Source organism: Kitasatospora purpeofusca (assembly GCF_034043715.1).
GTDB lineage: Bacteria > Actinomycetota > Actinomycetes > Streptomycetales > Streptomycetaceae > Kitasatospora > Kitasatospora purpeofusca_A.
The window spans coordinates 81,472-106,466 of the sequence record NZ_JAXCLC010000017.1 but is presented as its reverse complement, the minus strand read 5'-3'; the positions used below and the strand labels follow the sequence as shown (position 1 = coordinate 106,466).

Annotated in this window: 16 protein-coding genes; 10 read left to right on the top strand and 6 right to left on the bottom strand. The window is 75.8% G+C overall.

Features of this window, described 5'->3' with window-relative positions; all coding sequences use genetic code 11:
- Positions 1-102: 102 nt before the first annotated feature.
- Positions 103-1,011: an alpha/beta fold hydrolase gene (locus SM793_RS12040; RefSeq protein WP_320438104.1), complete on the bottom strand. Its 909-nt coding sequence runs from the start codon at positions 1,009-1,011 to the stop codon at positions 103-105.
- Between the two features lie 166 nt (positions 1,012-1,177).
- Positions 1,178-3,163: a DEAD/DEAH box helicase gene (locus SM793_RS12035; RefSeq protein WP_413815934.1), complete on the bottom strand. Its 1,986-nt coding sequence runs from the start codon at positions 3,161-3,163 to the stop codon at positions 1,178-1,180.
- Between the two features lie 434 nt (positions 3,164-3,597).
- Between SM793_RS12035 and SM793_RS12030 the strand changes: the two genes are divergently transcribed.
- A complete protein-coding gene (locus SM793_RS12030) occupies positions 3,598-4,329 on the top strand; it encodes a ferritin-like fold-containing protein (protein WP_320438103.1) in 732 nt (243 codons plus the stop codon).
- A 49-nt stretch (positions 4,330-4,378) separates the two neighbouring features.
- On the opposite strand, the gene SM793_RS12025 is transcribed toward SM793_RS12030, so the two are convergent.
- The 3 genes from SM793_RS12025 to SM793_RS12015 all read right to left on the bottom strand — a co-directional run bounded on the left by SM793_RS12025 (position 4,379) and on the right by SM793_RS12015 (position 5,946).
- Complete coding sequence (locus tag SM793_RS12025; RefSeq protein WP_320438102.1) at positions 4,379-4,711, bottom strand: hypothetical protein; 333 nt, start codon at positions 4,709-4,711, stop codon at positions 4,379-4,381.
- 213 nt (positions 4,712-4,924) lie between these two features.
- A complete protein-coding gene (locus SM793_RS12020; protein ID WP_320438101.1) occupies positions 4,925-5,152 on the bottom strand; it encodes a DUF3107 domain-containing protein in 228 nt (75 codons plus the stop codon).
- 131 nt (positions 5,153-5,283) lie between these two features.
- Positions 5,284-5,946, bottom strand: a complete 663-nt coding sequence (locus SM793_RS12015; protein WP_320438100.1) for a TetR/AcrR family transcriptional regulator — start codon at positions 5,944-5,946, stop codon at positions 5,284-5,286.
- Positions 5,947-6,181: 235 nt separating this feature from the next.
- Here SM793_RS12015 and SM793_RS12010 point away from each other — a divergent pair, with 235 nt between their 5' ends.
- From SM793_RS12010 to moeZ, 5 genes are all read left to right on the top strand, one after another.
- A complete protein-coding gene (locus SM793_RS12010) occupies positions 6,182-7,132 on the top strand; it encodes an alpha/beta fold hydrolase (protein ID WP_320438099.1) in 951 nt (316 codons plus the stop codon).
- A 422-nt stretch (positions 7,133-7,554) separates the two neighbouring features.
- Positions 7,555-9,294 (top strand): DUF3492 domain-containing protein, encoded by a 1,740-nt coding sequence (locus SM793_RS12005; RefSeq protein ID WP_320438098.1) that lies wholly within the window; start codon positions 7,555-7,557, stop codon positions 9,292-9,294.
- Entirely contained in the window at positions 9,294-10,427 is a 1,134-nt protein-coding gene (locus SM793_RS12000; RefSeq protein ID WP_320438097.1) for a hypothetical protein, read from the top strand. Before SM793_RS12005 ends, SM793_RS12000 begins: the two co-directional genes overlap by 1 nt.
- A gap of 124 nt (positions 10,428-10,551) precedes the next feature.
- Positions 10,552-11,565 carry an NAD-dependent epimerase/dehydratase family protein gene (locus tag SM793_RS11995; RefSeq protein WP_320438096.1) on the top strand — a complete coding sequence of 338 codons (1,014 nt, stop codon included), beginning with the start codon at positions 10,552-10,554 and terminating at the stop codon, positions 11,563-11,565.
- A gap of 300 nt (positions 11,566-11,865) precedes the next feature.
- Positions 11,866-13,044: an adenylyltransferase/sulfurtransferase MoeZ gene (gene moeZ / locus SM793_RS11990; protein WP_320438095.1), complete on the top strand. Its 1,179-nt coding sequence runs from the start codon at positions 11,866-11,868 to the stop codon at positions 13,042-13,044.
- Between the two features lie 89 nt (positions 13,045-13,133).
- Here the strand turns inward: moeZ and SM793_RS11985 are convergent, their stop codons facing one another.
- Positions 13,134-15,884: a lysylphosphatidylglycerol synthase transmembrane domain-containing protein gene (locus SM793_RS11985; RefSeq protein WP_320438094.1), complete on the bottom strand. Its 2,751-nt coding sequence runs from the start codon at positions 15,882-15,884 to the stop codon at positions 13,134-13,136.
- 134 nt (positions 15,885-16,018) lie between these two features.
- On the opposite strand from SM793_RS11985, the gene SM793_RS11980 reads away from it, so the two are divergent.
- The 4 genes from SM793_RS11980 to SM793_RS11965 all read left to right on the top strand — a co-directional run bounded on the left by SM793_RS11980 (position 16,019) and on the right by SM793_RS11965 (position 24,981).
- The gene (locus SM793_RS11980; protein WP_413815933.1) at positions 16,019-16,444 is read left to right on the top strand and encodes an MGMT family protein; all 426 of its coding nucleotides are present in this window, start codon (positions 16,019-16,021) and stop codon (positions 16,442-16,444) included.
- 69 nt (positions 16,445-16,513) lie between these two features.
- Entirely contained in the window at positions 16,514-20,029 is a 3,516-nt protein-coding gene (locus SM793_RS11975; RefSeq protein ID WP_320438092.1) for an ATP-dependent DNA helicase, read from the top strand.
- 232 nt (positions 20,030-20,261) lie between these two features.
- On the top strand, positions 20,262-23,510 hold the full coding sequence (locus SM793_RS11970; protein WP_320438091.1) for an ATP-dependent DNA helicase: 3,249 nt from the start codon (positions 20,262-20,264) through the stop codon (positions 23,508-23,510).
- Between the two features lie 190 nt (positions 23,511-23,700).
- Positions 23,701-24,981 carry a PP2C family protein-serine/threonine phosphatase gene (locus tag SM793_RS11965; protein ID WP_320438090.1) on the top strand — a complete coding sequence of 427 codons (1,281 nt, stop codon included), beginning with the start codon at positions 23,701-23,703 and terminating at the stop codon, positions 24,979-24,981.
- Positions 24,982-24,995: the final 14 nt, after the last annotated feature.

Genomic DNA, 24,995 nt, shown 5'->3' with positions numbered 1-24,995 from the left:
CGCTCCGGGGCAATGAGAGGTGCTGCGGGGCGGCGGGAGGCGGTGCGGTGCGGTGGTGGGAAACGGTGCGGGGCGGTGGGGCGGCGGCCGGGCCCGGGCGCGTCAGCCCCAGTGGGCCAGCAGCGCCTCGACGGTGGCGGCCGGCTGCTCGGCGTTGGGGGAGTGCCCGGCGTCCGCGACGACCACCCGGCGGGCGCCGAGCCGCTCCGCCATCGCGGTCTGCTCCGGCACGGGCCAGGCGTAGTCCTGGACGCCGGAGAGCACCAGCGCGGGCAGTCCGGCGGTGACCGCGGCGGCCAGCTCGGCCACCCGGTCCGGCGCGGCGACCAGGTGGCCGCCGGTGGTGATCAGCGCCTGCGGCACGTTCGCCAGCCAGCGGCGGTGCAGGAACGCGGCCACCTCGGGGGACGGCCGGCGGCGCGCCCGCTCCCCGTGGGCCTTCTCCATCTGCTGGATCACCTGCCAGATCTCCTCCAGGCCCATCGTGGGCAGGACCTCGACCAGCAGCCTGGTCCGCTCCGCCTCGGCCGGGTCGATCGGGCCGGGGCCGGTGGACATCAGCGTCAGCGAGGCCCACGGAAGCGCCGCGCCGCCCGGAGCCGCCGCCTCGGCCGCCGCGGCCAGGACGGCCTCGCGGACCACCTGGCCGCCGAAGGAATGGCCCAGCAGGTGCAGCGGGCCGGTGCCGCCCTCGGCCGCCAGCGCCCCGGTCAGGGCCCGGACGTCCGCGCCCAGGGCGGCCACCGCGTAGGCGCCCGGGTCGTCGTGCGGCCCGCCGGTCTCGTACTGGCCGCGCTGGTCGACCGCGGTCACCCGGTAGCCGGCCGAGGCGAGCGGCTCCAGCAGCGCGATGAAGTCCTCCTTGCTGCCGGTGAAGCCGGGCACCAGCAGGGCCGAGCCCCGCACCGCCCCGGCGGGCTCGGCCCGCAGCGCCGCGAACCGCCCGCGCGCCGTCACCACCCGCAGCGCACGGGCCGAGGGCGGGAGGGCGAGGAACGGCGGCGTGCTCATGGACGGACCTCCGGCGACCGGTGCGAACTCGTGGGTAACTCGAGCATAGGGCCGTCCGGCCGACCGCTCCCGGGCCCGCCGGGCCGCCGCCGGACGGCCCCTGGGCGGCGCGCGGAACGCCGAGGGGCGGTCCGGATCTCCGGACCGCCCCTCGGGGAAACGCGGGTCAGCTCTCCGGGGTCGCCTCGGCGGCGGCCGGACGGCGGGCCCGGGTGCGGCGGCGCGGGGCCGGGGCCTCGCCGTCGGCGGCGCCCTCGGCGGGAGCCGCCACGGTGCCCGCCACGGCGGCGGCCTCGGCCGGAGCCGCGGCCTTGGCCCGCGAGCGGGTGCGCTTCGGCTTCTCCGCGGCGGCCGGGGCCTCGACGGCCTCGGCGACGACCCGAGCGGCGGTGGCCGGCTCGACCACGGCGGCCTCCGCGACGACGGCGGCGGCCTCGTTGGCCGCACCCTCGCCCGACGCCGGACCGCGCGAGCGGCGGCGACGGCGGCGCGGGGCGGCGCCGTCCTCGGTGCCCTCGACGGCCGGGGCCTGCGGTGCGGCGGGCGCCGTGGTGGCGTCCGCCGCCTCGTCGACGAGGGCGCCCTCGACCGAGTCGCCCCGGCGGGTCCGCCTGCGCTCGCGGGTCTTGCGGGAGGCCTTCTCCTCGGCCGCGGCCGGTTCGGCGGCCTCGGGGCGGCCGGGGCCGCTCCGCCCGGCGGGACGCGCGCCCCGCGGGGCGGAGCGCGAACCGCGTCCGCCGGTCTCGCCGAGGTCCTCGACCTCCTCCGCGCCGAGCCCGGCCCGGGTCCGCTCCGAGCGGGGCAGGACGCCCTTGGTGCCCGGCGCGATCTTCAGCAGCTCGAACAGGTGCGGCGAGGTGGAGTAGGTCTCCTCCGGGTCGTTGAACGACAGCTCCAGCGCCTTGTTGATCAGCTGCCAGCGCGGGATGTCGTCCCAGTCGACCAGGGTGACCGCGGTACCCGAGGCGCCGGCCCGGCCGGTGCGGCCGATCCGGTGCAGGTAGGTCTTCTCGTCCTCCGGGCACTGGTAGTTGATCACGTGCGTGACGCCCTCGACGTCGATGCCGCGGGCCGCGACGTCGGTGCAGACCAGCACGTCGACCTTGCCGTTGCGGAACGCCCGCAGCGCCTGCTCGCGGGCGCCCTGACCGAGGTCGCCGTGCACGGCGCCGGCCGCGAAGCCGCGCTGGGTGAGCTGGTCGGCGACGTCGGCGGCGGTCCGCTTGGTCCGGCAGAAGATCATCGCCAGCCCGCGGCCGTCGGCCTGGAGGATGCGCGAGACCGTCTCCACCTTGTCCAGCGAGTGCGCACGGAAGATGTGCTGCTCGGTGTTGGCCACGGTGGTGCCGGTGTCGTCCGGCGCGGCGGCCCGGATGTGCGTCGGCTGGCTCATGTAGCGGCGGGCGAGGCTGATGACCTGGCCCGGCATGGTCGCCGAGAACAGCAGGGTCTGCCGCTTCGCCGGCAGCATGGTGATGATCTTCTCGACGTCCGGCAGGAAGCCGAGGTCGAGCATCTCGTCGGCCTCGTCCAGGACCAGCGAGCGGACCTTGGAGAGGTCCATCTTCTTCTGGCCGGCCAGGTCGAGCAGTCGCCCCGGGGTGCCGACGACGATGTCGACGCCCTTGCGCAGCGCCTCGACCTGCGGCTCGTAGGCACGGCCGCCGTAGACGGCGAGGACGCGGACGTCACGGACCTTGCCGGCGGTCTGCAGGTCGTTGGTGACCTGGGTGCAGAGCTCGCGGGTCGGGACCACGATCAGCGCCTGCGGAGACGCGGTGAGCTGCTCCTCGGTGGCGCGGCCGGCGTCGACGTCGGCGCGCACGATGACCCGCTCGATCAGCGGCAGGCCGAAGCCGAGCGTCTTGCCGGTGCCGGTCTTGGCCTGGCCGATGACGTCGTGGCCGGTCAGCGCGACCGGCAGGGTCATCTCCTGGATGGGGAAGGGGTGGACGATGCCGACGGCCTCGAGGGCCTCGGCGGTCTCCGGGAGGATCCCCAGGTCCCGGAACGTCGTCTTGATGGGTTCAGCGGTGGTGGACAGGGTGCTGCCTCTTCCGTGTGAAGGGGCCGAGAGCGAGCGGCGGGCGGTCAGTCCGCGCGACTGTGTACGGGCCTGGACGGCCTCGAATACAGCTGCGCGGACGCACAACCGCGCCGGTCCCTGCGGCCGGCCGGTGCGCGCGGCCCGATGAAGGGGCGCGTCGCCGGCGGCGTCGGGGAGGATTCCCGTGAGGGACCTGCGCGGGACCTGCGCCGGCTGGCGCGGTCTCGGCGGCCCTCGCTCGGCCACTGATGCGGTGCCAAGGCCTGAAGTCCAAGCCCTGGTCGGAGCCGATCGGCTCTCCGACCGGGCATCCGCGTACGTTGAGTTCCCGGCTTCCGTACGACGCGTCCAGGGGGACGGCGGCGTTTCGGAGCGGGCCTGCCCGGCACACCGAGACGGCGGTGACACCGTGCGAGCACGACGGGCCTCCGTACCACCATACAGTCACCCGACGACTCGAACACGTGACGCGGGCGACATCGCAGGTCGGAGAGGTGGGTGAGGTAGCCGGGTACGGACCGGGACTAAGGTGACGGGTCATGGAGAACCGTGGTGGGACGCAGGACGACGTGGCGGCCGGCTCGATCGGCGACTGGGCGGCCTGCTCGGCCGAACCGGCGTACCGGGCCGCCGTACTGGACCTGCTCGGCGCCCTCGCGTACGGCGAGCTGAGCGCGTTCGAGCGGCTCGCCGAGGACGCCAAGCTCGCGCCCGGCCTCGCGGACAAGGCGGCGCTGGCCCGGATGGCCTCCGCCGAGTTCCAGCACTACCAGCGGCTGCACGACCGGCTCGCCGAGATCGGGGCCGAGCCGGAGGAGGCGATGCGCCCGTTCGTCGAGCCGCTGGAGCTGTTCCACCGGATGACCGCGCCCTCGGACTGGCTGGAGGGCCTGGTCAAGGCCTACGTCGGCGATGCCATCGCGACCGACTTCTACCGCGAGGTGGCCGTCCGGCTGGACGACGACACCCGTGACCTCGTCCTCGGTGTGATGTCCGACACCGGCCACGCGCAGTTCGCGGTCGACAAGGTCCGCCAGGCCATCGAGGCCGATCCGCGGGCCGGCGGCCGGCTCGCCCTGTGGGGCCGGCGGCTGATGGGCGAGGCGCTCAGCCAGGCCCAGCGGGTGGTCGCCGAGCGCGACGCGCTGTCCAACCTGCTGGTCGGCGGCGTCCAGGTGCAGGGCTTCGACCTGGTCGAGGTCGGCAAGATGTTCAACCGGATCACAGAGGCGCACACCCGGCGGATGGCCGCCCTGGGCCTGGCCTCCTGACCGACCGGCCGCACCGGCCGCACCGCACGCACCGGGCGGCCCCGGCCGCTCAGGCGGGCCGGTGCCGCCGGTGCGCGCTCGCGCGGTGTCCGCCGGTCCGGTGCCGGCGGTGCCGGTGGGCCGGGGCCCTCCCGGCGGCGAGGTCCGGCCGGGCCAGCACCGAGGTGAGCAGGGCCGAGGCCACCGCCGAGATCGCGATGCTCGCCGCCGGGTACCGGCCGTCCATGGTGAAGTGCGCGATCACCCCGGTGAGCAGCGCGGAGCCGAGGGCGGTGCCCAGGGTCAGGATCCGGCCGGCCGGGAAGTACGCGGGCAGCGACAGCAGTGCGGCGGCGCCGACGATCAGGCCGACGAGGGCGAAGGCGACGGTCTCGACCAGCAAGGATGCCTCCCCGGGGGGCCGGTGCGCGGCGCGCGGTCGGCCGCACTGTCGCCGTACCCCGGGCATCCCGTCCGTACGCCCCGTCCGCACCGCCCACCCGGGAACACGGCCGGGAACGCGGCCCCGGACGACGGCCGGGGAACACGGCCCGGGAACGACGGTGCCCCGCGCCCTCGACCGAGGGAGCGGGGCACCGGGCGAGGCCCGTCGGGCTCAGAGCGTGCCGAAGCCGACCTTGCGCACGGCCGGCTCGCCGATCTCCACGTACGCCAGGCGGTCCGCCGGGACGATGACGCGACGCCCGTGCTCGTCGGCCAGGGTGAAGAGCTTGTCGGTGCCCTCCAGCGCCTTGGCGATCGCGTTCTGGATCTCCTCGGCAGTCTGCGAGCTCTCGATCACGATCTCGCGCGGCGCGTTCTGCACGCCGATCTTGACCTCCACGGCTTCCGTCCCTCCGGGGTTGCAGCCATCCACGCGCGGCACCGGACCGCCTGGGACAAGCGTTCACGTCTACCGCGCCGTACGGCTTCACCATAGAGCACCGGATCGGTGCCCAGACGAAGGTCAGTGGATCACCGGTCGGCGGAGGACCCGTCCGCGGACTCCGCGTGCGGGTGCATCGGGAAGCCCTTGAGCCCGCGCCAGGCCAGGCTGGCGACCAGCCGCACCGCCTCGTCGCGCGGGATCTCCAGACCCTGCGACAACCAGTACCGGGCGGTGATCTGGGCCAGGCCGCAGACGCCGGCGGCGAGCAGCTTGGACTCCGCCTCCGGCAGGTCGGTGTCCTCCTGGATCACCGTGCTGACCAGCGTCGCGCTGGCCTCGGCGGCCCGCTCGACGCGCTCCCGCACGGCCGGCTCGTTGGTCAGGTCCGACTCGAAGACCAGCCGGAACGCGCCGGACTCGCTGGAGACGTAGTTGAAGTACGCCTCCATCGTCGCCGCCACCCGGAGCTTGTTGTCGGTGGTGGTCTCCAGCGCCTCGCGGGTCGACTCGACCAGGGCGTCGCAGTGCTTGTCCAGCAGCGCCAGGTAGAGCTCCAGCTTCCCGGGGAAGTGCTGGTAGAGGACCGGCTTGCTCACCCCGGCACGATCGGCGATGTCGTCCATGGCGGCCGCGTGGTAACCCTGCGCGACGAACACCTCCTGGGCGGCACCGAGCAGTTGTTCACGGCGGGCGCTTCGCGGCAGGCGGGCACCGCGCGGGCGCTCCTGCGCCTCCTGGATGGCCGTCACGGCGCTCCTCACTTCACGGGTCGTACGAGGTCGGCAAGATGGCCGAGTCTACTTTCGGGTAACCGCGTTCGCGCTTGCCAGGCGCGAGAAATACGGCCGTCCCCCTTGTCAGGAGCCCACAATACGGCGCGCACCACGGCCGTCGGCAGTGCTGGGGACCGGTGAATGGGAAGACCTTCCGGCCCGGCGCCGCCCCGGGGGCCGCGGCGACGGCGGCTCACTACCATCGTCCACCATGAGCGGTGCTGAGCAGCAGATACTCCCGCAGCCGGCCTCCCCGGGGCCCTTCCGCACCGTCGAGGTGCCCGGAGCGGTGCTGGCCGTGCACCGGCCCGCGACCGGCCCCGGCACCGCTGCGACCGCTCCCGCCCCGGCCGGCGGACGGGCGCCGGCGCTGTTCGTGCACGGGCTCGGGGGCTCCGCCGCCAACTGGAGCGCGCTGATGGCCCGGCTCGGCGGAGACCTGGACGGCGAGGCCGTGGACCTCCCCGGCTTCGGCGAATCCGCCCCGCCCGCCGACGGCGACCTCGGCCTCTCCGGCCACGTCCGGGCCGTCATCGGCTACCTGGACGCCGCCGGCCGGGGGCCCGTCCACCTCTTCGGCAACTCGCTCGGCGGAGCGGTCTCGGTCCGGCTCGCGGCCCTGCGCCCCGACCTGGTCCGCAGCCTGACCCTGGTCTCGCCCGCCCTGCCCGAACTGCCCCCGCAGCGCTCCGCCTGGCCCACCGGACTGCTCGCCGTCCCCGGCTTCCCCGCGCTGCTGCGCCGACTGCCGAACGGTGCGCGCGAGCCGGAACGGGCCGCCGACGAGCTGCTCCGGCTCGTCTACGGCGACCCGGGCAGCCTGAGCCCGGCCGAACGGGCCGAGGCGGTGGCCCAGTACCGGCGGCGCACCGAGCTGCCCTGGGCGACGGGGGCCCTGGTGGGCTCGGCGCGCGGGATCGTCTCCGCCTACACCGAGCGCGGCGACCAGGCGCTGTGGCGGCAGGCGGCCCGGGTGACCGCGCCCGTCCTGCTGGTGTACGGGCTGCGGGACAGACTCGTCTCCTACCGCTCCGCCCGCCGGGCCTGTGCGGCCTTCGCGGACTCCCGGCTGCTGGTGCTGCCGGACTCCGGGCACGTCGCGATGATGGAGCACCCCGACGCCGTCGCCAGGGCGGTGAAGGAGCTGCTGGGCCGGGCCTGACTCCGGCTCCGCCGTGGTGGCGGGGGATACCCCGCGAGAGGCCGCCGTTAACGCCATGATCGGGAAGAGGTCACTCCGGTTCACTCGTTCAGGTGGCAACCAGGCATGTGACCGATGGATTGCCCCGGGCCGGTCCTACCTTTCTGCTGTCGGACCGAACAGGTGTGGGGGAGCCGCGGCCGCCGGAGAATCCGGAGGGCGGCCGTGCGAGGGACGCCGACGGCCGGTGGCGGCCGATGGCGGCCACCGGTCCGGGCCGCCGTGTCTGCGGCGGACCGCCGCCTCCTCCGCCCCGGGCCGCCCCACGTCGCACGCGCCGCACGCGTCGCCGTGGGGCGGCCGGGCGCCGGCCGGCCCGCGCGGCCGGCACCGCCCGCCCGGCCCGGCCATCCGTCGATCCCGTTCTGTCCTGGAGGTCTCCCGTGCGCGTAGCACTGCTCACCGAGGGTGTGCGCCCGCGCTCCCCGCGTGGCGCCGGCGGCTGGTGCGACCGGCTGGTGGACGGCCTGCGCGAGCACGACTTCGCGTGGTACGTCCTGGCTGGAACGGCCGGGACGGCCGGAGGAGCGGGCGTAGACGGAGCGGAGGACGCGGCCCGGCCCGCGGTCCACGAACTCGCGCTCCAGGGGCGCCGCCCGGCCGGCCGCGCGCCCGGCGCCCTGCGTGGCCGCCAGTACGCCGCCGCCTACGACCGGCTGGTGCGGGCCCTGCTGCGCCCCGGCGAACGGTCCGGCTTCGGCCCCGGCCTCTACCGGCTCGCCGAACTCGGCCGCGCCGACGGCGCGCTGTCCGCCTTCCTGGTCTCCGACCGGGCCCGGCGCGTCCTGGAGCGGGTCTGGCGCTCGCCGGGCGCCGACACCTCCGCCGGGCAGCCCCTGGTCTGCGACGTCCTGGTCGCCGCCGACCTGCTCGAACAGTGCCTGCGGCCGCTCTCCGCCCCCTGGTACGGCACCGCGCCCGGCGGCCTCGGCGCCGCCGACCTCTGCCACGTCGTCGGCGGCGGCCCGGCAGCGCTGCCCGCGCTGGTCGCCAAGCAACTGCACGGGGTGCCGTTCGTGGTCACCGAGCACGGACTGCACCTGCGCGAGCAGTACCTCGGCTACCGCGAGGCCCCCTACCGCTGGCCGGTCCGGGCCCTGCTGCTCGCCTTCTTCCGGGCACTCACCGAGGAGACCTACCGGCAGGCCGCGATACTGACCCCGGGCAGCGCCCACGACCAGCAGTGGCAGCGCCGCTGCGGGGCCGATCCGGCGCGCACCCGGGTCGTGTACGAGGGCACCCCGGCCGTCGAGCGGCCCGCGGCCGGTCCCGAACCGGCCGCCCCCACCCTGGTCTGGGCCGGCGCCCTGGAGCCGGCCCGCGACCCCGAACTCGCGCTGCACGCCTTCGCCCGGGTCCGCGCCGAGCTGCCCGCCGCACGGCTGGTCCTCCACGGGGAGGAGGCCGTCCCCGGCTACCGGGCGCACTGCGCGGCCGTCGCCGAACGGCTCGGGGTGGCCGACGCGGTCGAGTTCGCCGGGCGGCCCCGCTCGGCCGCCGACGCCTGGGCGGACGGCACCGTCGTGGTCTTCTCCGCCCTCTCCCAGCGCCGGCCCCGTCTGCTGGCCGACGCGATGCTGAGCGGCCGCGCGGTGGTCAGCACCGATGTCGGGGTGGCCCGCGAGGTGGTCGGCCCGACCGGGCTGCTGGTGCCGCCGCGCGACCCGCAGGCCCTGGCCGGGGCCTGCCTCGCCCTGCTGCGCGACGGCGAGCGCCGGGCCCGGCTCGGGCTGGCGGGCCGCCTGCGGGCGCAGGAACGCTTCGCCGTCGAGCCGGTGACCGGCGCCTTCCGGGAGATCTACCTGGAGCTGGTCTCGCAGTGGCCGGCCTTCCCCGCTGCCGCGCCCGACGCCGGCGCGGGCCCGCGGCCCCGGCCGTTCGCCCGGCCCGCCGAGTACTGGATCACCGACAGCCGCCACACCGCGCCGGGGGAGGCCGCTCCCGCGGCTGCCGCCCCGGTGACGGTCGACGGCACCGAACGCGTCCGCACCGACGGCAGCGGCACTGGAGGCACCAGGGACCGGGCGGCCGGGCCCGGCGCCGTGGTGGCCCTGGCACGGGGGCGGATGCCGGCGGCCGGCGAGGGGCCGGGCCGGGCCGGGTCGTTCGCGGAGGCGGTCTGATGGCGGGCGGCGGGGAAGCGGCGGCCGTCGGGCTCACGGACCGGTCCGGGGATCCGGTCCGGGAGGTGATGGCCGAGTACCGGGTGCTCTGCGAACGGGCCGTGGACCCGCTGGAGATCGCCGCCGGGCTGGCGGAGGCCGGGCTGGGACCGGCCGCCGCCGCCCGGTGCCGGCACGCCGACCTGTTCTCGCTCGCCGAGGAGCTGTACGCCCGGGTGCCGCGCCGCCCGCCCTCGGCGGAGCCGGTCGAGCCCGCCGGGGGCGACCGGCGGCGGCGCGGGGCGGCGCTGCGGACGGCGGGGCTGGCGGTGCTCCCGTGCGCGGCGGCGGCCGCGCTCGGCGGGAGCCGACCGGTCCTGCTGGCGGCGGTCGTTCCGCTGGCCCTGGTCCCGGCCGCCGCCGGGACCGCCGGAGCGGGCGGTGCGGCGGCCGGGCCGTGGGCCGGGCCGGGGCCCGGGGAGGGTCCGGAGGCGGAGCTGGGCCCGGTCGAACCGGAGCGGGAGCGGACGGGTCCGCCCGCCGGGGACCGCCGCTGGTGGGATCCGGCCGTGCGGGGGGCCGGGCTGGCCGCCCTGCTGCTGGTGCCGATGGCCGTGGCGGCCGACGGGCCGGAGGAGCGGCGGGTGACGGCCGCGCTGGTGCTGGCGGCGGCGCTGTCCACCGGGTCCGCGGAGTGGGCGGCCCGGTGGTACCGGCAGGTCGGCCGCGGGCACCTGGGGGCGGCGGCGACGCTGGCCGAGTTCAGGTCCCGGATGCGGCCGGTGCTCCCGGTGGCGCTGGCGCTGCACCTGGCGGTGCTGGCCGTGCTGAGTTTCGCGGCGCTGGCCGTGCTGACCGCGCTCGCCCCGCGCCCGGGCCCGGCGCACGGCGGCGGGCTGCTGCACCTGGCGGCCGAGCGCGCCGGGCCCGCGCAGTGGGCGGCGCAGGGCGTGCTCGGCCTGCTGCTGGTGCTGCCCGTGCTGCTGGCGCGCTGCGGCCGTCCCGCGGCGGCCGCGCTGGGCGGGCTGGCCGCGGCGGCCGGCACGGCGGCGCCGCCGGCGCCGTCCGCCGGGCTGTTCGGCGGTGGCGCGGTGGCGCTGGCGCTGCTGCTGTACGCGTGGCCGGTGCTGGGCCGCCCCGATGCGCACCGCTGACCGCCCGTCCGGGCCGGACGGTGCCCGGGGGCTGTCGGACCGCCCCTCGAACTCCCGCATTCCCGTTGTTCACTCGGACCTGCCAGACCGTGCCCGGTCTGGCTTCGTGGAAGGACGCCCCCCGATGAGGGTGCTGCTGCTGGGCGCCGACGGCTTCATCGGCCGTCGGGTCACCGATCGCCTGCTCGTGGATCCGGAACTGCAGGTGACGGTACTCGGCCGGCGTGACTCCGCCGACATCCGTTTCGATCTGACCACCGGCAGTCCCGGGGCGCTGGCCCGGTTCCTGGACGCGGTCGCGCCGCAGGTGGTGATCAACTGCGCGGGTGCCACCTACGGCAGTTCGCGCACGCTGATCCGGGCCAACACGCTCGCCGTGGCGACCGTCTGCGAGGGGATCCGGCGCAGCCGGGAGCCGGCCCGGCTGGTGCACGTCGGTTCGGCGGCCGAGTACGGGCCGGTCCCGGGCGGGGTGCCGGTGTCGGAGAGCGCCGAGCCCCGGCCGGTCGGCCCGTACGGGGTGTCGAAGCTGGCCGGGACGGAGCTGGTGCTGGCCTCCGGGCTGGACGCCGCGGTGCTGCGGGTGTTCGACGTGGTCGGGCCGGGGGCGCCGACCGCTTCGCTGTTCGGGCGGCTGGCGGAGGGGCTGCGGCGGGCGCTGGAGCGCGAGGAGTCCCAGGTGCGGATGCCGGACCTGTCCGGGTACCGGGACTTCGTGGACGTCAGGGATGTCGCGCGGGCGATCCAGGCGGCCGCGGTCTCGGCCGCGACCGGGGTGATCAACATCGGCAGCGGGCACGCCGTCCGGGCCCGGGAGGCGGCCCAGCTGCTGGTCCGGGCGTCCGGCTTCGAGGGGGCGGTGGTCGAGGAGAACCGGCAGGTCGTCCTGCCCGCGCAGGCCGGCGGGCCGGTCGAGCACGTACCGGGGCACGTGCCGGGGCACCTGCCCGCGCACCACCTGCCCGGCCACCGGCCGGTGGAGCCCCGCCCGGGCGAGGGGCGGGCGCCGGCCGGGGAGCCGGTGCCGTGGCGGCAGGCCGACGTGCGGACCGCCCGGGACCGTCTCGGCTGGCGGACACAGGTGCCGCTGGAGGAGTCGCTGGGGGACGTCTGGCTGGAGACGGCCTGCCGGGTGTGAGCCGGCGGTGCCGCCGCGGTCCGTCCCGGCCCGGATGGGGCCGGCCCGTTCAGGCCGGCCCGGTCGCGGTGGCACCGGGGACCGGCTTCCGCCGGGCCCCGGAACGGTCCGCGGCGACCGTTCCGGGGTCCGGTGCGTGGTCCCACCATCCGGTGTGGCGCGTCTCGTCCCTCGGACGGGCTGTCTCGGAATACCGGGGCGGCGTGACACTGTTGGCCTAGCAGAGCCACCGCGGTGGCGGAGCAACAAGCCCCAAGAGGTTGGCCCCGGCCACCCGAACCGACGAGCAACGGAGAACCCGTGTCGCTGCCACCCCTGGTCGAGCCGGCCGACGAGCTCACCGTCGACGAGGTCCGCAGGTACTCCCGCCACCTGATCATCCCCGACGTGGGCATGGCGGGGCAGAAGCGGCTGAAGAACGCCAAGGTGCTGTGTGTCGGCGCCGGCGGTCTGGGCTCGCCCGCGCTGATGTACCTGGCCGCGGCCGGCGTCGGGACGCTGGGGATCGTCGAGTTCGACGTCGTCGACGAGTCGAACCTGCAGCGGCAGATCATCCACGGCCAGTCGGACATCGGCCGCTCGAAGGGCGAGTCGGCGCGGGACTCGGTCAAGGAGATCAACCCGTACGTCGACGTGATCCTGCACGACGAGCGCCTCGACAACTCCAACGTCATGGAGATCTTCTCCGGCTACGACCTGATCGTGGACGGCACCGACAACTTCGCCACCCGCTACCTGGTGAACGACGCCGCGGTGCTGCTCGGCAAGCCGTACGTGTGGGGCTCGATCTACCGGTTCGACGGCCAGGCGAGCGTGTTCTGGGCCGACCACGGCCCCTGCTACCGCTGCCTCTACCCGGAGGCGCCGCCGCCGGGTATGGTCCCGTCCTGCGCCGAGGGCGGCGTGCTGGGCGTGCTGTGCGCGTCGATCGGCTCGATCCAGGTCACCGAGGCGATCAAGCTGCTGGCCGGGGTCGGCGACCCGCTGGTCGGCCGGCTGATGATCTACGACGCCCTGGAGATGAACTACCGCCAGGTGAAGGTCCGCAAGGACCCGAACTGCGCGCTCTGCGGCGAGAACCCGACCGTCACCGAGCTCATCGACTACGAGGCCTTCTGCGGCGTCGTGTCGGAGGAGGCGCAGGCCGCGGCCGCCGGTTCGACGATCACTTCGAAGCAGCTCAAGCAGTGGCAGGACGACAAGGAGGACATCTTCCTGATCGACGTCCGCGAGCCCGGCGAGTACGAGATCGTCAGCATCCCCGGCGCGGTGCTGATCCCCAAGAACGAGTTCCTGATGGGCAACGCGCTGGAGCAGCTGCCGCAGGACAAGAAGATCGTGCTGCACTGCAAGTCGGGCGTCCGCTCGGCCGAGGTGCTGGCCGTGGTGAAGTCGGCGGGCTTCTCCAACGCCGTCCACCTGGGCGGCGGCGTGCTCGGCTGGGTGAACCAGATCGAGCCGCACAAGCCGGTCTACTGATCGCACCGCCCGCACCTCGCAGCACCGACCACCGTGAAGGGCCCGCTCCGGCGGGCCCTTTCCGCGTCCGGAGCCCCGGTCGGCAGGGGTCAGAGCGCGCCCTTGCGCTGGAGCACGTTGTAGGAGATCCAGCCGGGCACCACCGGCAGCCAGAAGGTGAGCGCCCGGTAGAGGAAGACCGCCGGGGTGGCGACGGCGGCCGGCACGTCGGCGACGGTGAGCGCGCCGATCAGGGCGACCTCGACCGGGCCGATGCCGCCGGGGGTGGGGATCGCGGAGCCGGCCGCGTTGGCGGTCAGGAAGACCACGGCGACCGCCGAGAAGGAGATCGAGCCGCCGAAGGCCTGCACCGAGGCGTCCAGGCAGGCGGTGAACGACAGGGTCAGCAGCAGGATGCCGCCGAAGCCGGTGACCAGCTTGCTGGGCGTCTGCATGAGGTCGAGCATCCGCGGCACCACGCCGAAGAACAGCGAGCGCAGCCGGTTCAGCACGAACCGCCGCAGCGGGGCGACCGCCGCCACCACCAGCGCCAGCACGGCCGCGCTCAGCACGCCGATGATCACCGCGCGGGAGGCGGAGAGGTCGCCGTTGGTCTGGCTGCCGGTGATCAGGCCGAAGCTGAAGAGCAGCAGCAGGTGCCCGGTCAGGCCGGCCAGCTGGGAGGCGCCGACGGAGGCGACCGCCTGGCCGGGGCGGATGCCCGCCTTCTGCAGGTAGCGGGTGTTCAGCGCGATGCCGCCGATCGCGGCCGGGGCGACCAGCTTCACGAAGGAACCGGCGATCTGGGCGGCGACGGTCCGCCGGAACGGCAGCTTCTCCGGGACGAAGCCGGTCAGGCTCATCGCCGCGGCCACGTAGGAGAAGCTCGCCGCGGCGAGCGCCACCGCCGCCCAGGCCCAGTCCATCTGGGAGAGCTTGAGCTGGGCCGGCTTGACGGTGGTCAGCGTCAGATAGGCGGCGAAGGCGAACGCGATCACCATGATCAGGCTCTTCGGCTTGAGCCGCTCCAGCCTGGCCGGTTCCATCGGCGCCTCGGGCGCGATCTGCAGGATCTGGCCGCGGATCCGGCTGAGCAGGTCCTCGCCGGCGACCGCGATGTCCTCCTCGGCCTGCTCCTGGGTGCGCTCGCCGGCGGCGACCTGCTCCAGCGCCTTGGCCTGGGCGGCGGCCTTGCGCTCCTTGCCGAGCCTCTTCAGGTCGACCCGGGTCGAGCGGCTCATCCCGACCGGCTGGAGCAGCGGCAGCGCCTGGGCGACCCGCTCGGCGCCGAGCACCGCGTTGGCGACGGCCACGGTGCGCTCCGGGCCGATCCGCAGCGCGAAGGTGGTGAGCAGCTGGGCGACGTCGATGCGCAGGGTGAGGTCGGTGGCCGCGATGTCGCCGCCGGAGAGGTTGACCAGGCAGGCCGTCTTCCCGTCGACGACCAGCAGCGACTCGCCGGTGAGCCGGCGGTGCGCGATCCGGCGCTCGTGCAGGGCGGCGACCGACTCCCACAGCGAGGCCATCACCCGGTCGGTCACCTCCTCGTCGGCGAGGTCGTCCAGGGTGCGGCCCTCGACGTTCTCGTAGACCAGGATCGCGGCGTCCGGGCCCAGTTCGGAGGTGGCGACCAGCTGCGGGGCGCGGGCGCCGGAGGCGGCGGCCGCGTACGCGATCAGCGCCTCCTGCTCCAGTGCCTGGCGCAGCGACTGCGGGCTGCGCCGCACGGCCACCGAACGCAGCCGCAGCCGGCGCCAGGCCCGGTAGAAGAAGCCGGAGGCCTGCTGCTCGCGGTCGACGATGTGGACGTCCAGCGGCGGACCGCTCTGCTGGGCGACCAGGTAGCGGCGGGTGCCGCCGGGGGCGTCGGGGGCGCGGTGGGCGCTGGCCGGGGTGAAGCCGACCTTGCGCAGGCCGATCATCAGGTGCTGCCCGGTGGGCCGGATGTTGGGCGAGCCGATCGCGTAGAGGGTGCCGTAGGCGACGGACCAGCCGATCAGCACGGTGAGCAGCAGGGACAGCGGGGTGGTGTAGCCGCCGAGCAGCTCGGTGATGCCGCTGAAGACGACCACCACCCACAGGGCGACCCGCCAGCGCGGTCTGCTCGACATACCGACCGCCGTCATATAGGCGATCACCGGGGCGAGGTAGCCGTGCACCGGATCGGTCAGGGTGCCGACGGAGTCCAGCGGGAAGCGGGTCAGCGCGTCCCGGATGTGGTCGGAGGCTCCCTCGGCCACCCACCAGTCGATGCCCAGCGAGACGCCGTAGGCCAGGACCGAGGCGAGCACGCCGTCGGCGACCCGCAGCCCGTCGCGCTTGATCAGCCGCTCGACCGCGAAGGCGAGCGGCACGGCCAGCACCGCGACGTTGGAGACCAGGCCGGTGATGGTGGACAGCACGGGGGAGAAGCGGGGCGCGTTCTCGGCGATGTCGATCTCGATGCCGGTGGTGGTCGAGGTCGCCACACCGGCGAGCACGAACACCGCGACGATGCCGAAGACGCCGGCCAGGAAGCGGATGAGGTCGGAGGGGCGGTGCGCGCGGGCGGCGAGCAGCGGTTCGTCGACGTCCAGGTGCGGGGTGTCGTCCAGCGGGTCGGGTCCGGGGTGCGGGGTCGGGGCCTCCGTGCCGTCGGTCACGGCGTCCGGTCCGGGGTCGGCGGCGGGCGGCCGGCCGGGTACGGCGGCGGGTGCCCCGGTCGCGGGGCCGGCCGGCTGGGGGCTCTTGATCGTCCGTTCCTTGATCAGGGAGACTTTCGGGGACGGCGCGGCGGCGGGCGGTCCGCCGCGACCTGCGGGCATGCTGTCGGAGGACTCGTCGGAGTCCTCGTCCACACCCACGTCAGCCGTCCCGGTCATCTGGTCTTGTCCTCGTATCACCACTCACCGCCCCGAAGATGGTGGCATGCCTCGGCGCCCCGCGCTGGACAGGGGCCGGATCGGGCGCGGCGGATCGTTCGCACGGGCCCCGCCGTCCGACCGGATGCGGAAGAATGCCGCAGGTGACGGACGCCCCCGACGAGGCCGGCCACGGCGAGCTGCCTCCCTTCGCCGAACTCGTGCTCGACCTGACCGAGCGGATTCCACCCGGCCGGGTGATGACCTACGGGGACATCGCCGAGTACCTCGGCCAGGGCGGGCCCCGGCAGGTCGGCCGGGTGATGGCGCTGTACGGCGGCGCCGTCCCCTGGTGGCGGGTGGTGCGGGCCGACGGCCGGCTGCTGCCCGGCCACGAGCACCGCGCCCTGGGCCACTACGGGGACGAGGGCACCCCGCTGCGGGAGCTCGCCGACCCGCCCCGGGTCGACCTGCGGCGCGCCCGCTGGGACGGTCGTCAACCGGAGCCGCCGGTACCGACGGGTGGGCCCGGATCGGGCGGAATCATGTGCGCGGACGGGAATGACGGGGCAGGATCGTAGGCTCGATGTACGACGGGCCCCTCGACGGGGCCCGCCGGCAGTTGCCCGAGCACGATCCCCAGGACGTCCGTGAGCTCCCCCTACCGTCTGGTGCGCAGCCCCCTCGTACCGCCCGTACCGCCCGAACTCGACGCCTACCAGCGCGCCGTGGTCGAGCACACGGGCGGTCCGCTGCTGGTGCTCGCGGGGCCGGGCACGGGCAAGACCACGACGCTGGTCGAGGCCGTCGCCCGGCGGATCGAGAACGGCACCGACCCCGAGCGGATCCTCGTCCTCACCTTCAGCCGCAAGGCCGCCGTGGAGCTGCGCGACCGGATGGCCGGCCGGCTCTCCGCCACCGCCGCCGGTGCCGGGGCCGCCGCCCCGCAGGCCACCACCTTCCACTCCTTCTGCTACGCCCTGCTCCGCGCCCACCAGGACCCGGCCGACTACGCCGAGCCGCTGCGGCTGCTCTCCGGCCCGGAGCAGGACGTCATGGTCCGCGAGCTCCTGGCGGGCGGCGCCGAGGACGCCCGGCGCGGCCGCTCCCGGATCGCCTGGCCGCTCGACCTGCGGGCCTGCCTGACCACCCGCGGCTTCGCCGACGAGGTCCGCGCCGTCCTCGCGCGCAGCCGCGAGCTGGGGCTGGGCGAGGCCGAGCTGGCCCGTTTCGCCGAGGGCGTGCGGCGCCCCGACTGGGCCGCCGCCGCGCACTTCCTCGCCGACTACCTCGACGTCCTCGACCTGCGCGGCGTCCTCGACTACGCCGAGCTGGTGCACCGCGCCGTGCTGCTCGCCGAGCGCCCCGAGGTCGAGCGGAGCCTGCGCGAGCGCTACGACGCGGTCTTCGTCGACGAGTACCAGGACACCGACCCGGCCCAGGTCCGGTTGCTGCGGCGGCTGGCCGGCGGCGGGCGCGAGCTGATCGCCGTCGGTGACCCGGACCAGTCCATCTACGCGTTCCGCGGCGCCGACATCAACGGCATCCTGGAGTTCCCGCAGACCTTCCGGCACGCCGACGGCCGCCCCGCAGAGGTCAAGGTGCTGCGGGTGTCCCGCCGCTCGGGCGCCGTGCTGCTCGCCGCCGCCCGCGAACTCGCCCGGCGGATGCCGATGGGCCGGCTGCCCAGCGACAAGCTCGCCCAGCACCGGGCCCCGCTGCCCGCCCGGGAGGGCGGCCGGGTCGAGGTCCGCACCTATCCGACCCCCGGCGCCGAGCTGGACTCGGTCGCCGACCTGCTGCGCCGGGCCCATCTGGAGGACGGCGTGCCGTGGGGCGAGATGGCGGTGCTGGTCCGGGCCGGCGCCCGGTCCATCCCCGGGGTGCGGCGGGCGCTCGGCGCGGCCGGGGTGCCGCTGGAGATCGACGGCGACGACCTGCCGCTGCGCGAGGAGCCGGCCGTCGCCCAGCTGCTGCTGGCGCTGCGGGTCTGTGCCGAGCAGGCCGTCCGCGACCGCCGGGACGGCGCCGCTGACGAACCCGACGACGGCGGCGGGGACGCCGGGGCGACCGTGCCCGACCCGCTCACCACCGAACTCGCGCACGCCCTGCTCACCGGCCCGCTCGGCGGCCTGGACGGCGCCGACCTGCGCCGCCTCGGCCGGACCCTGCGCGAGGAGGAGCGCGCCGCCCTGCGTGCCGAGGCCGCCGAGCGGGCCCGTGACGCCGAGCGGGCCCGCGCCGCCGCTGTGGACGCGGCCGTGGACGCCGCCGAGAGTGCTGCCGAGGGCGCCGTCGTGGACGAGGGCGGGGCCGCCCCGGCTGCCGCCGTCCCTGCCGCCGCCGTCCCGGTTGCCGCCGTCCCCCGCCCGGCCGGCGAGCTGGTCCGCGAGGCCCTCGCCGAACCCGAGCGCCTCGCCGTCCTCGACACCCCCTACGCCCGCCGCGCGTACGCCCTCGGCAGCCTGCTGCGCAAGGTCCGCGAGGCCCTCGCCGGCGGCTGCACCGCCGAGGACGCCCTCTGGCAGCTGTGGGAGGGCTCCCGCCGCTGGCGCGAACGGCTGGAACGCGCGGCCCTGCGCGGCGGCGCCGCCGGCCGCAACGCCGACCGGGACCTCGACGCCGTCTGCGCCCTCTTCGAGACCGCCGCCCGCGCCGAGGAGCAGGTCACCGGCCACCGCGGCGCCCTCGACCTGCTCGCCGAGCTGGAGGCCCAGGACATCGCCGCCGACACCCTCACCGTGCGGGCCGTGCGCCCCGAGGCGGTCCGGCTGATGACCGCCCACCGCGCCAAGGGCCTGGAGTGGCGGCTCGTCGTCGTCGCCGGCGTCCAGGACGGCCTCTGGCCCGACCTGCGCCGCCGCGGCTCCCTCCTGGAGGCCGACCGGATCGGCCGCGACGGCCTCGCCGAACCCCTCACCCCCGCCGCCCTGCTCGCCGAGGAACGCCGCCTCTTCTACGTCGCCGCCACCCGGGCCAAGGACCGGCTGGTCGTCACCGCCGTCAAGGCCCCCGCCGACGACGGCGACCAGCCGTCCCGCTTCCTGCGCGAGCTCTACCGCGAGGACGTCGACCCCAGGACCGGCCGGGTGCTGCGCCGGACCCCGGCCGTCACCGTCGAGGACGTCACCCACCGTCCGCGCCGCCCGCTCGCGGTGCCCGCGCTGGTCGCCGAGCTGCGCGCGGTCACCGTCGACCCCGCCCGTTCGCCCGAGCTGCGCCGCGCCGCCGCCGAACGGCTCGCCACCCTCGCCCTCGCCACCGACGAGGAGGACCGCCCGCTCGTCCCCGCCGCCCGCCCGGAGAGCTGGTGGGGCCTGGACGACCCCACCGCCGCCCCCGCCCCGCTGCGCGACGCCGCGCTGCCGGTGCGGTTGTCCGGCAGCGGCCTGGAACAGCTGGAGAGCTGCTCGCTCCAGTGGTTCCTGGACAAGGAGGTCAAGGCCCGCGGCACCTCCTCCGCCGCACAGGGCTTCGGGAACGTCGTGCACGCCCTCGCCGACGAGGTCGGCTCCGGCCGCACCCCGGCCGACCTCGCCGTCCTGATGGAACGCCTGGACACCGTGTGGGACGCGCTGGCCTTCGACGCGCCGTGGAAGTCCCACCAGGAGAAGTCCGAGGCCCGCGACGCCCTGGAGCGCTTCCTCACCTGGCACGTCATGGCCCGCGGCCGCGACGTCGTCGCCACCGAGCACGGCTTCGACGTCACCCTCGACGCCGGCGGGGTCCAGGTGCGGATCCGGGGCTCGATGGACCGGGTCGAGCAGGACGAGGCCGGCCGCGCCTACGTGGTCGACTTCAAGACCGGCAAGCAGACGCCCACCGACAAGTCCCTGCCCGACCACAAGCAGCTCGCCGTCTACCAGCTCGCCGTCCGCTCCGGGGCGCTCAACGGGCTGCCGGGCTTCGACCCGGCCACCGCCGCCGAGTCCGGCGGCGCCGAACTCGTCCAGCTCCGCAAGCCCGACAAGGCCGTGCCCGAGGCGCCCAAGGTGCAGCGGCAGGAGCCGCCCGACGGCGAGCCGTGGATCGAGAACCTGCTCGCCGACGCCGCCGGGCGGATCCTCGCCGAACGCTTCGTCCCGCAGACCGGCCTCGGCTGCGACCGCTGCACCTTCCGGCGCAGCTGCTCCGCCCAGCGCGACGGCGTCCAGCTGGTCGAGTAGGGCCCGTCCCCCGGGACCGCACCGGGCGGGAGAAGGGATCCGGAAAGCACCCGACCCGGGCCCGTGACCGGCCCCGTGACCGGCCCCGTGACCGGCCCCGTGACCGGCCCCGTGACCGGCCCCGTGACCGGCCCCGCGACCCCGACGGCGGCGGCGCCGCGTGGCCCTCGCAACACGTGGCCGTCGCCACAGCGGCGCCCGGGCTGTCGGCGGCCCCCGTTACCGTTGCGTGGTGACCGCCGTGCTCAGCCATCCCGACCAGCTCAAGGAGCTGCTGGGCATCCCCTTCAACCGGGAGCAGACGGCGGCCATCGGCGCCCCGCTGCGGCCCGCAGTCATCGTCGCCGGCGCCGGCTCCGGCAAGACCACCGTGATGGCCGCCCGGGTCGTCTGGCTGGTCGGCTCCGGTGCCGTCCGCCCCGAACAGGTCCTCGGCCTCACCTTCACCAACAAGGCCGCCGGCGAACTCGCCGAGCGCGTCCGCGCCGCCCTGCGCCTGGCCGGGGTCGGGCAGCCCCCGGAGGACGCGGGCTGGACCGCCGGCTCCGACGGCGAGGCCCTCGGCGAACCCGAGATCTCCACCTACCACGCCTTCGCCGGCCGTCTCCTCAAGGAGCACGGCCTGCGCATCGGCATCGAGCCCGACGTACGGCTGCTCGCCGACGCCACCCGCTTCCAGCTGGCCGCCAAGGTGCTGCGCACCGCCCGGGGCCCGTTCCCCGCCCTCACCGGCACCTTCACCGCCCTGGTCGCCGACCTCGCCGCCCTCGACGGCGAACTCGCCGAGCACCTCGTCACGCCCGAGCGGCTGCGCGCCCACGACGAGGACCTGCTCGACGCCCTGGCCGGCGTCCGGCTCAGCAACGAGGACCTGCGGGCGGTGCCCGCCACCGCCCGGGCCCGGCTGGAACTGCTGCGCCTGGTCGAGGACTACCGGCGCCGCAAGAGCGCCGCCGGCCTGATGGACTTCGGCGACCAGATCGCCGCCGCCGCCCGGCTCGCCCAGCAGCGCCCGGAGGTCGGCGCCCTGCTGCGGGACCAGTACCGGGTGGTCCTGCTCGACGAGTACCAGGACACCTCCGTCGCCCAGCGCCTGATGCTGGCCGGCCTGTTCGGCGCCGGCCCGGCCGGACCCGCCCCCGGCCACCCCGTCACCGCCGTCGGCGACCCCTGCCAGGCCATCTACGGCTGGCGCGGCGCCTCCGTCGCCAACCTCGACGACTTCCCGCGGCACTTCCCCGCCGCCGACGGCACCCCCGCCGACCGGTACGCGCTCAGCGAGAACCGCCGCAGCGGCGGCCGGCTGCTCGCCCTCGCCAACGGGCTCGCCGCGCCGCTGCGCGCCATGCACGAGGGCGTCGAGGCGCTGCGCCCCGCCCCCGGCGCCGAACTCGACGGCCGGGTGCGGGCCGCGCTGCTGCCCACCCACGCCGAGGAGATCGACTGGCTCGCCGACGGGATCGCCCACCTGGTGCGCACCGGCACCGCCCCCGGCCGGATCGCCGTACTGTGCCGGGGCGGCGCGGCCTTCCCCGACGTGCACGCCGCGCTGGTCGCCCGGGAGGTGCCGGTCGAGGTGGTCGGCCTCGGCGGGCTGCTGCACCTGCCCGAGGTCGCCGACCTGGTCGCGGTGTGCGAGGTGCTCCAGGACCCGACCGCCAACGCCGCGCTGGTCCGGCTGCTGATCGGCCCGCGCTGGCGGATCGGCCCGCGCGACCTGGCGCTGCTCGGCCGGCGCGCCGCCGAACTCGTCCGCACCGCGCGCCCCGAGGGCGTGGAGCCGCTCGCCGCCGCCGTCGCCGAGACCGACCCCACCGAGGTGGTCTCGCTCGCCGACGCCCTGGAGAGCTTCCTCGACGGCGACGAGCCCGAGGACCCGGACGCCCCGGCGTTCTCCGCCGAGGCCCGGATCCGGTTCGCCCGGCTCGCCCGCGAACTGCGGGAGCTGCGCCGCTCGCTCGCCGAACCGCTGATGGACGTGCTGCACCGGGTGCTCGCCGTCACCGGTCTGGAGGTCGAACTCGCCGCCTCCCCGCACGCGCTCGCCGCCCGCCGCCGGGAGACCCTGCACGCCTTCCTCGACGTCGCCGCCTCCTTCTCCGACCTCGACGGCGACCCGGGCCTCGCCGCCTTCCTCGGCTTCCTGCGCGCGGCCCAGGAGCACGACCGGGGCCTGGACGCCGGGCTGCCCGGCGGCGAGGACACCGTCAAGGTCCTCACCGTGCACAAGTCCAAGGGCCTGGAGTGGGACGTCGTCGCGGTGCCCGGCCTGGTCAAGGGCGCTTTCCCGTCCTCGACCCCGCGCGAGCGCTGGACCAGCGCCAAGCGGGTCCTGCCGCACGCCCTGCGCGGGGATGCCGCCACCCTGCCCGATGTGCGGGGCGGCTGGAACGCGAAGGCCATGAAGGAGTTCAAGGCAGCCCTGGCCGAGCACTCCGCCACCGAGGAACTGCGCCTCGGCTATGTCGCCTTCACCCGCCCCCGGGCCCTGCTGCTCGCCTCCGGCCACTGGTGGGGGCCCAGCCAGAAGACCCCGCGCGGCCCCTCCGCCTTCCTGGAGCAGCTGCGCGAGCACGCCGAACTCCCCGGCAACGGCGAGATCGACGCCTGGGCCGAGCCGCCCGCGGAGGGCGCCGAGAACCCGGCGCTCGCCGCGCCCGTCGAACGCCCCTGGCCGCTGCCGCTGGACCCGGCCGCCCAGCACGCCCGCCGCCGGGTCGCCGAGGTCGTGCACCGGCGCCTGGCCGGGCAGCCCGCCCCCGAGCCCGGACCGATGGCGCCCGAGGACCGCCGGCTGGTCGAGTCCTGGGACCGCGACCTCACCGCGCTGATCGGCGAGTTGGAGCGCTCCCGCGGCCGGGTGCGGGAGGTGCCGCTGCCGGCCTCGCTCTCCGCCACCCAGCTGCTGCGGCTGGCCGCCGACCCGGACGGTTTCGCGCACGACCTCGCCCGCCCGATGCCCCGCCCGCCGCAGCCCGCCGCCAGGCGCGGCACCCGCTTCCACGCCTGGGTGCAGTCGCGGATCGAACCGCTGATGCTGATCGGCCCGGGCGCGCTGCCCGGCGCCGACGACGACGGCATCGAGGACGAGCGGGACCTGGAGCGGCTCAAGGAGGCGTTCCTGCGCTCCCCGTACGCCGACCGGGCCCCGTGGCGGGTCGAGGCGCCGTTCCAACTGGTGCTGGCGGGCCGGGTGGTGCGCGGCCGGATCGACGCGGTCTACCGTGACGGTGACGGCAGGCCGGAAATCGGCGGCGCGTCACGCTACGAAGTGGTGGACTGGAAGACGCACCGTGAGGAGACCGCCGACCCGCTCCAACTCGCCGTGTACCGGCTGGCGTGGGCCGAACAGGCCGGCGTTCCGCCGGAGCAGGTCACGGCCTCGTTCCTGTACGTCCGGAGCGGCCGGGTCGAACAACCCGCAGGACTTCCCGACCGAAAAGAGTTGGAACGGCTCCTGATCGGGAACAGTGAAGAATGAGTCACAGAGAGCATTCAAGTCATCACGGCATCGGGCGAAACCTGTGCGTAGTGCACGTTTCGCGCCTATTGTGGGGTCGGTAACCGGTCAACCCCCGTGCTCCGGCCGCCAGCGAGGCCCGTATTCCCTAACCCTCAGTCATCACCGCAGGTGCCCCCGGGCATCCGCGTCTTCTGCTGGAGAACCGAAGTTGAGCGCGACCGGATGGATCAGAGAACGGTTCGCCGGGCCGACCCCGGGAACCGCACCCGGCGCGACCGGCACCTGGCCGAGGACGGCACTGTCACTGCCGTTCATCGGTATGGCGCTGGTCGTCGTCCTCGACTACTTCACCGACGCCGCGGTGACCGTCGAACCGGCGCTCACCGCCGTCCCGGCGCTGGCCGCCGTGGTCAGCCGGCGCACCTGGTACCCCCTCGCCATCGGCGCCTGCACCGAGGTCGCCGCCTTCGCCATGGCCGTGCACAACGACGTGCTCGGTGAGTCCGTGCACAGTGCCACCGTCTTCGCCATCGTCCTCGTCGCCGTGATCAGCTGGGTCAGCGCCACCCTGAGGCTGCGCCAGGAGCGCCTCCTCGCCGACGCCCAGCTCGTCGCCTCCATCGCCCGGCGCGTCCTGCTGCGCCCCGTCCCCGACCGGGTCGGCACCGTCCGCGCCGCCGTCCACTACGCCGCCGCCGCCGCCCACGCCCGCATCGGCGGCGACCTCTACGAAGTCGTCAACACCCGGCACGGCGTGCGCGCCGTCGTCGGCGACGTGCGCGGCAAGGGCCTCGGCGCCGTCGAGACCGCCGCCGCCGTGCTCGGCGCCTTCCGCGAGGCCGCCCACCAGGAGGCCGCCCTCGACAGGGTCGCCGGCTGGCTCGCCGACAGCCTCGACCGCGCCCTGCACGAGAACGACCACCCCGGCGTGGAGGAGGAGTTCGTCACCCTCGTCCTCATCGGCGTCTGCCCCGACGGCACCGCCGAGATCGTCAACTGCGGCCACCCCGCCCCGCTGCTGCTGCGCGGCGGCGAGGCCGTCCGTCCGCTCGAACTCGCCGAGACGGTGCCCCCGCTCGGCGTCCTCGACCCCGCCGACGTCCGGCCCCCGGTCCACCGGGTCCCGCTCCGCCCCGGCGATCGCGTCCTGCTCTTCACCGACGGCGTCATCGAGGCCCGCGACCGGGCCGGCGTCTTCTACCCGCTCGCCGAACGGTTCCCCCGGCACGCCGACGGTGGACCCGTCGAGGTGCTGCGCCGCCTGCACGAGGACGTGGTGCGCCACGTCGGACGCCAACTCGGCGACGACGCCGCCATGCTGCTCCTCCAGTACGACCCGCCGCCGGTCGCCGACCGGCCCGCCACCACCACCATCGCCGCGGCCGTACGGGCCCCGGCCGATCCCGGCGGGCAGCCCGCCCCGCCGGTCCCGCGCGCTCCGTCCGTCCCGCACGTCCCGCAGCAGAACGCGCACCTCTCCCGGCAGTGAGGCCCGTGACGGAG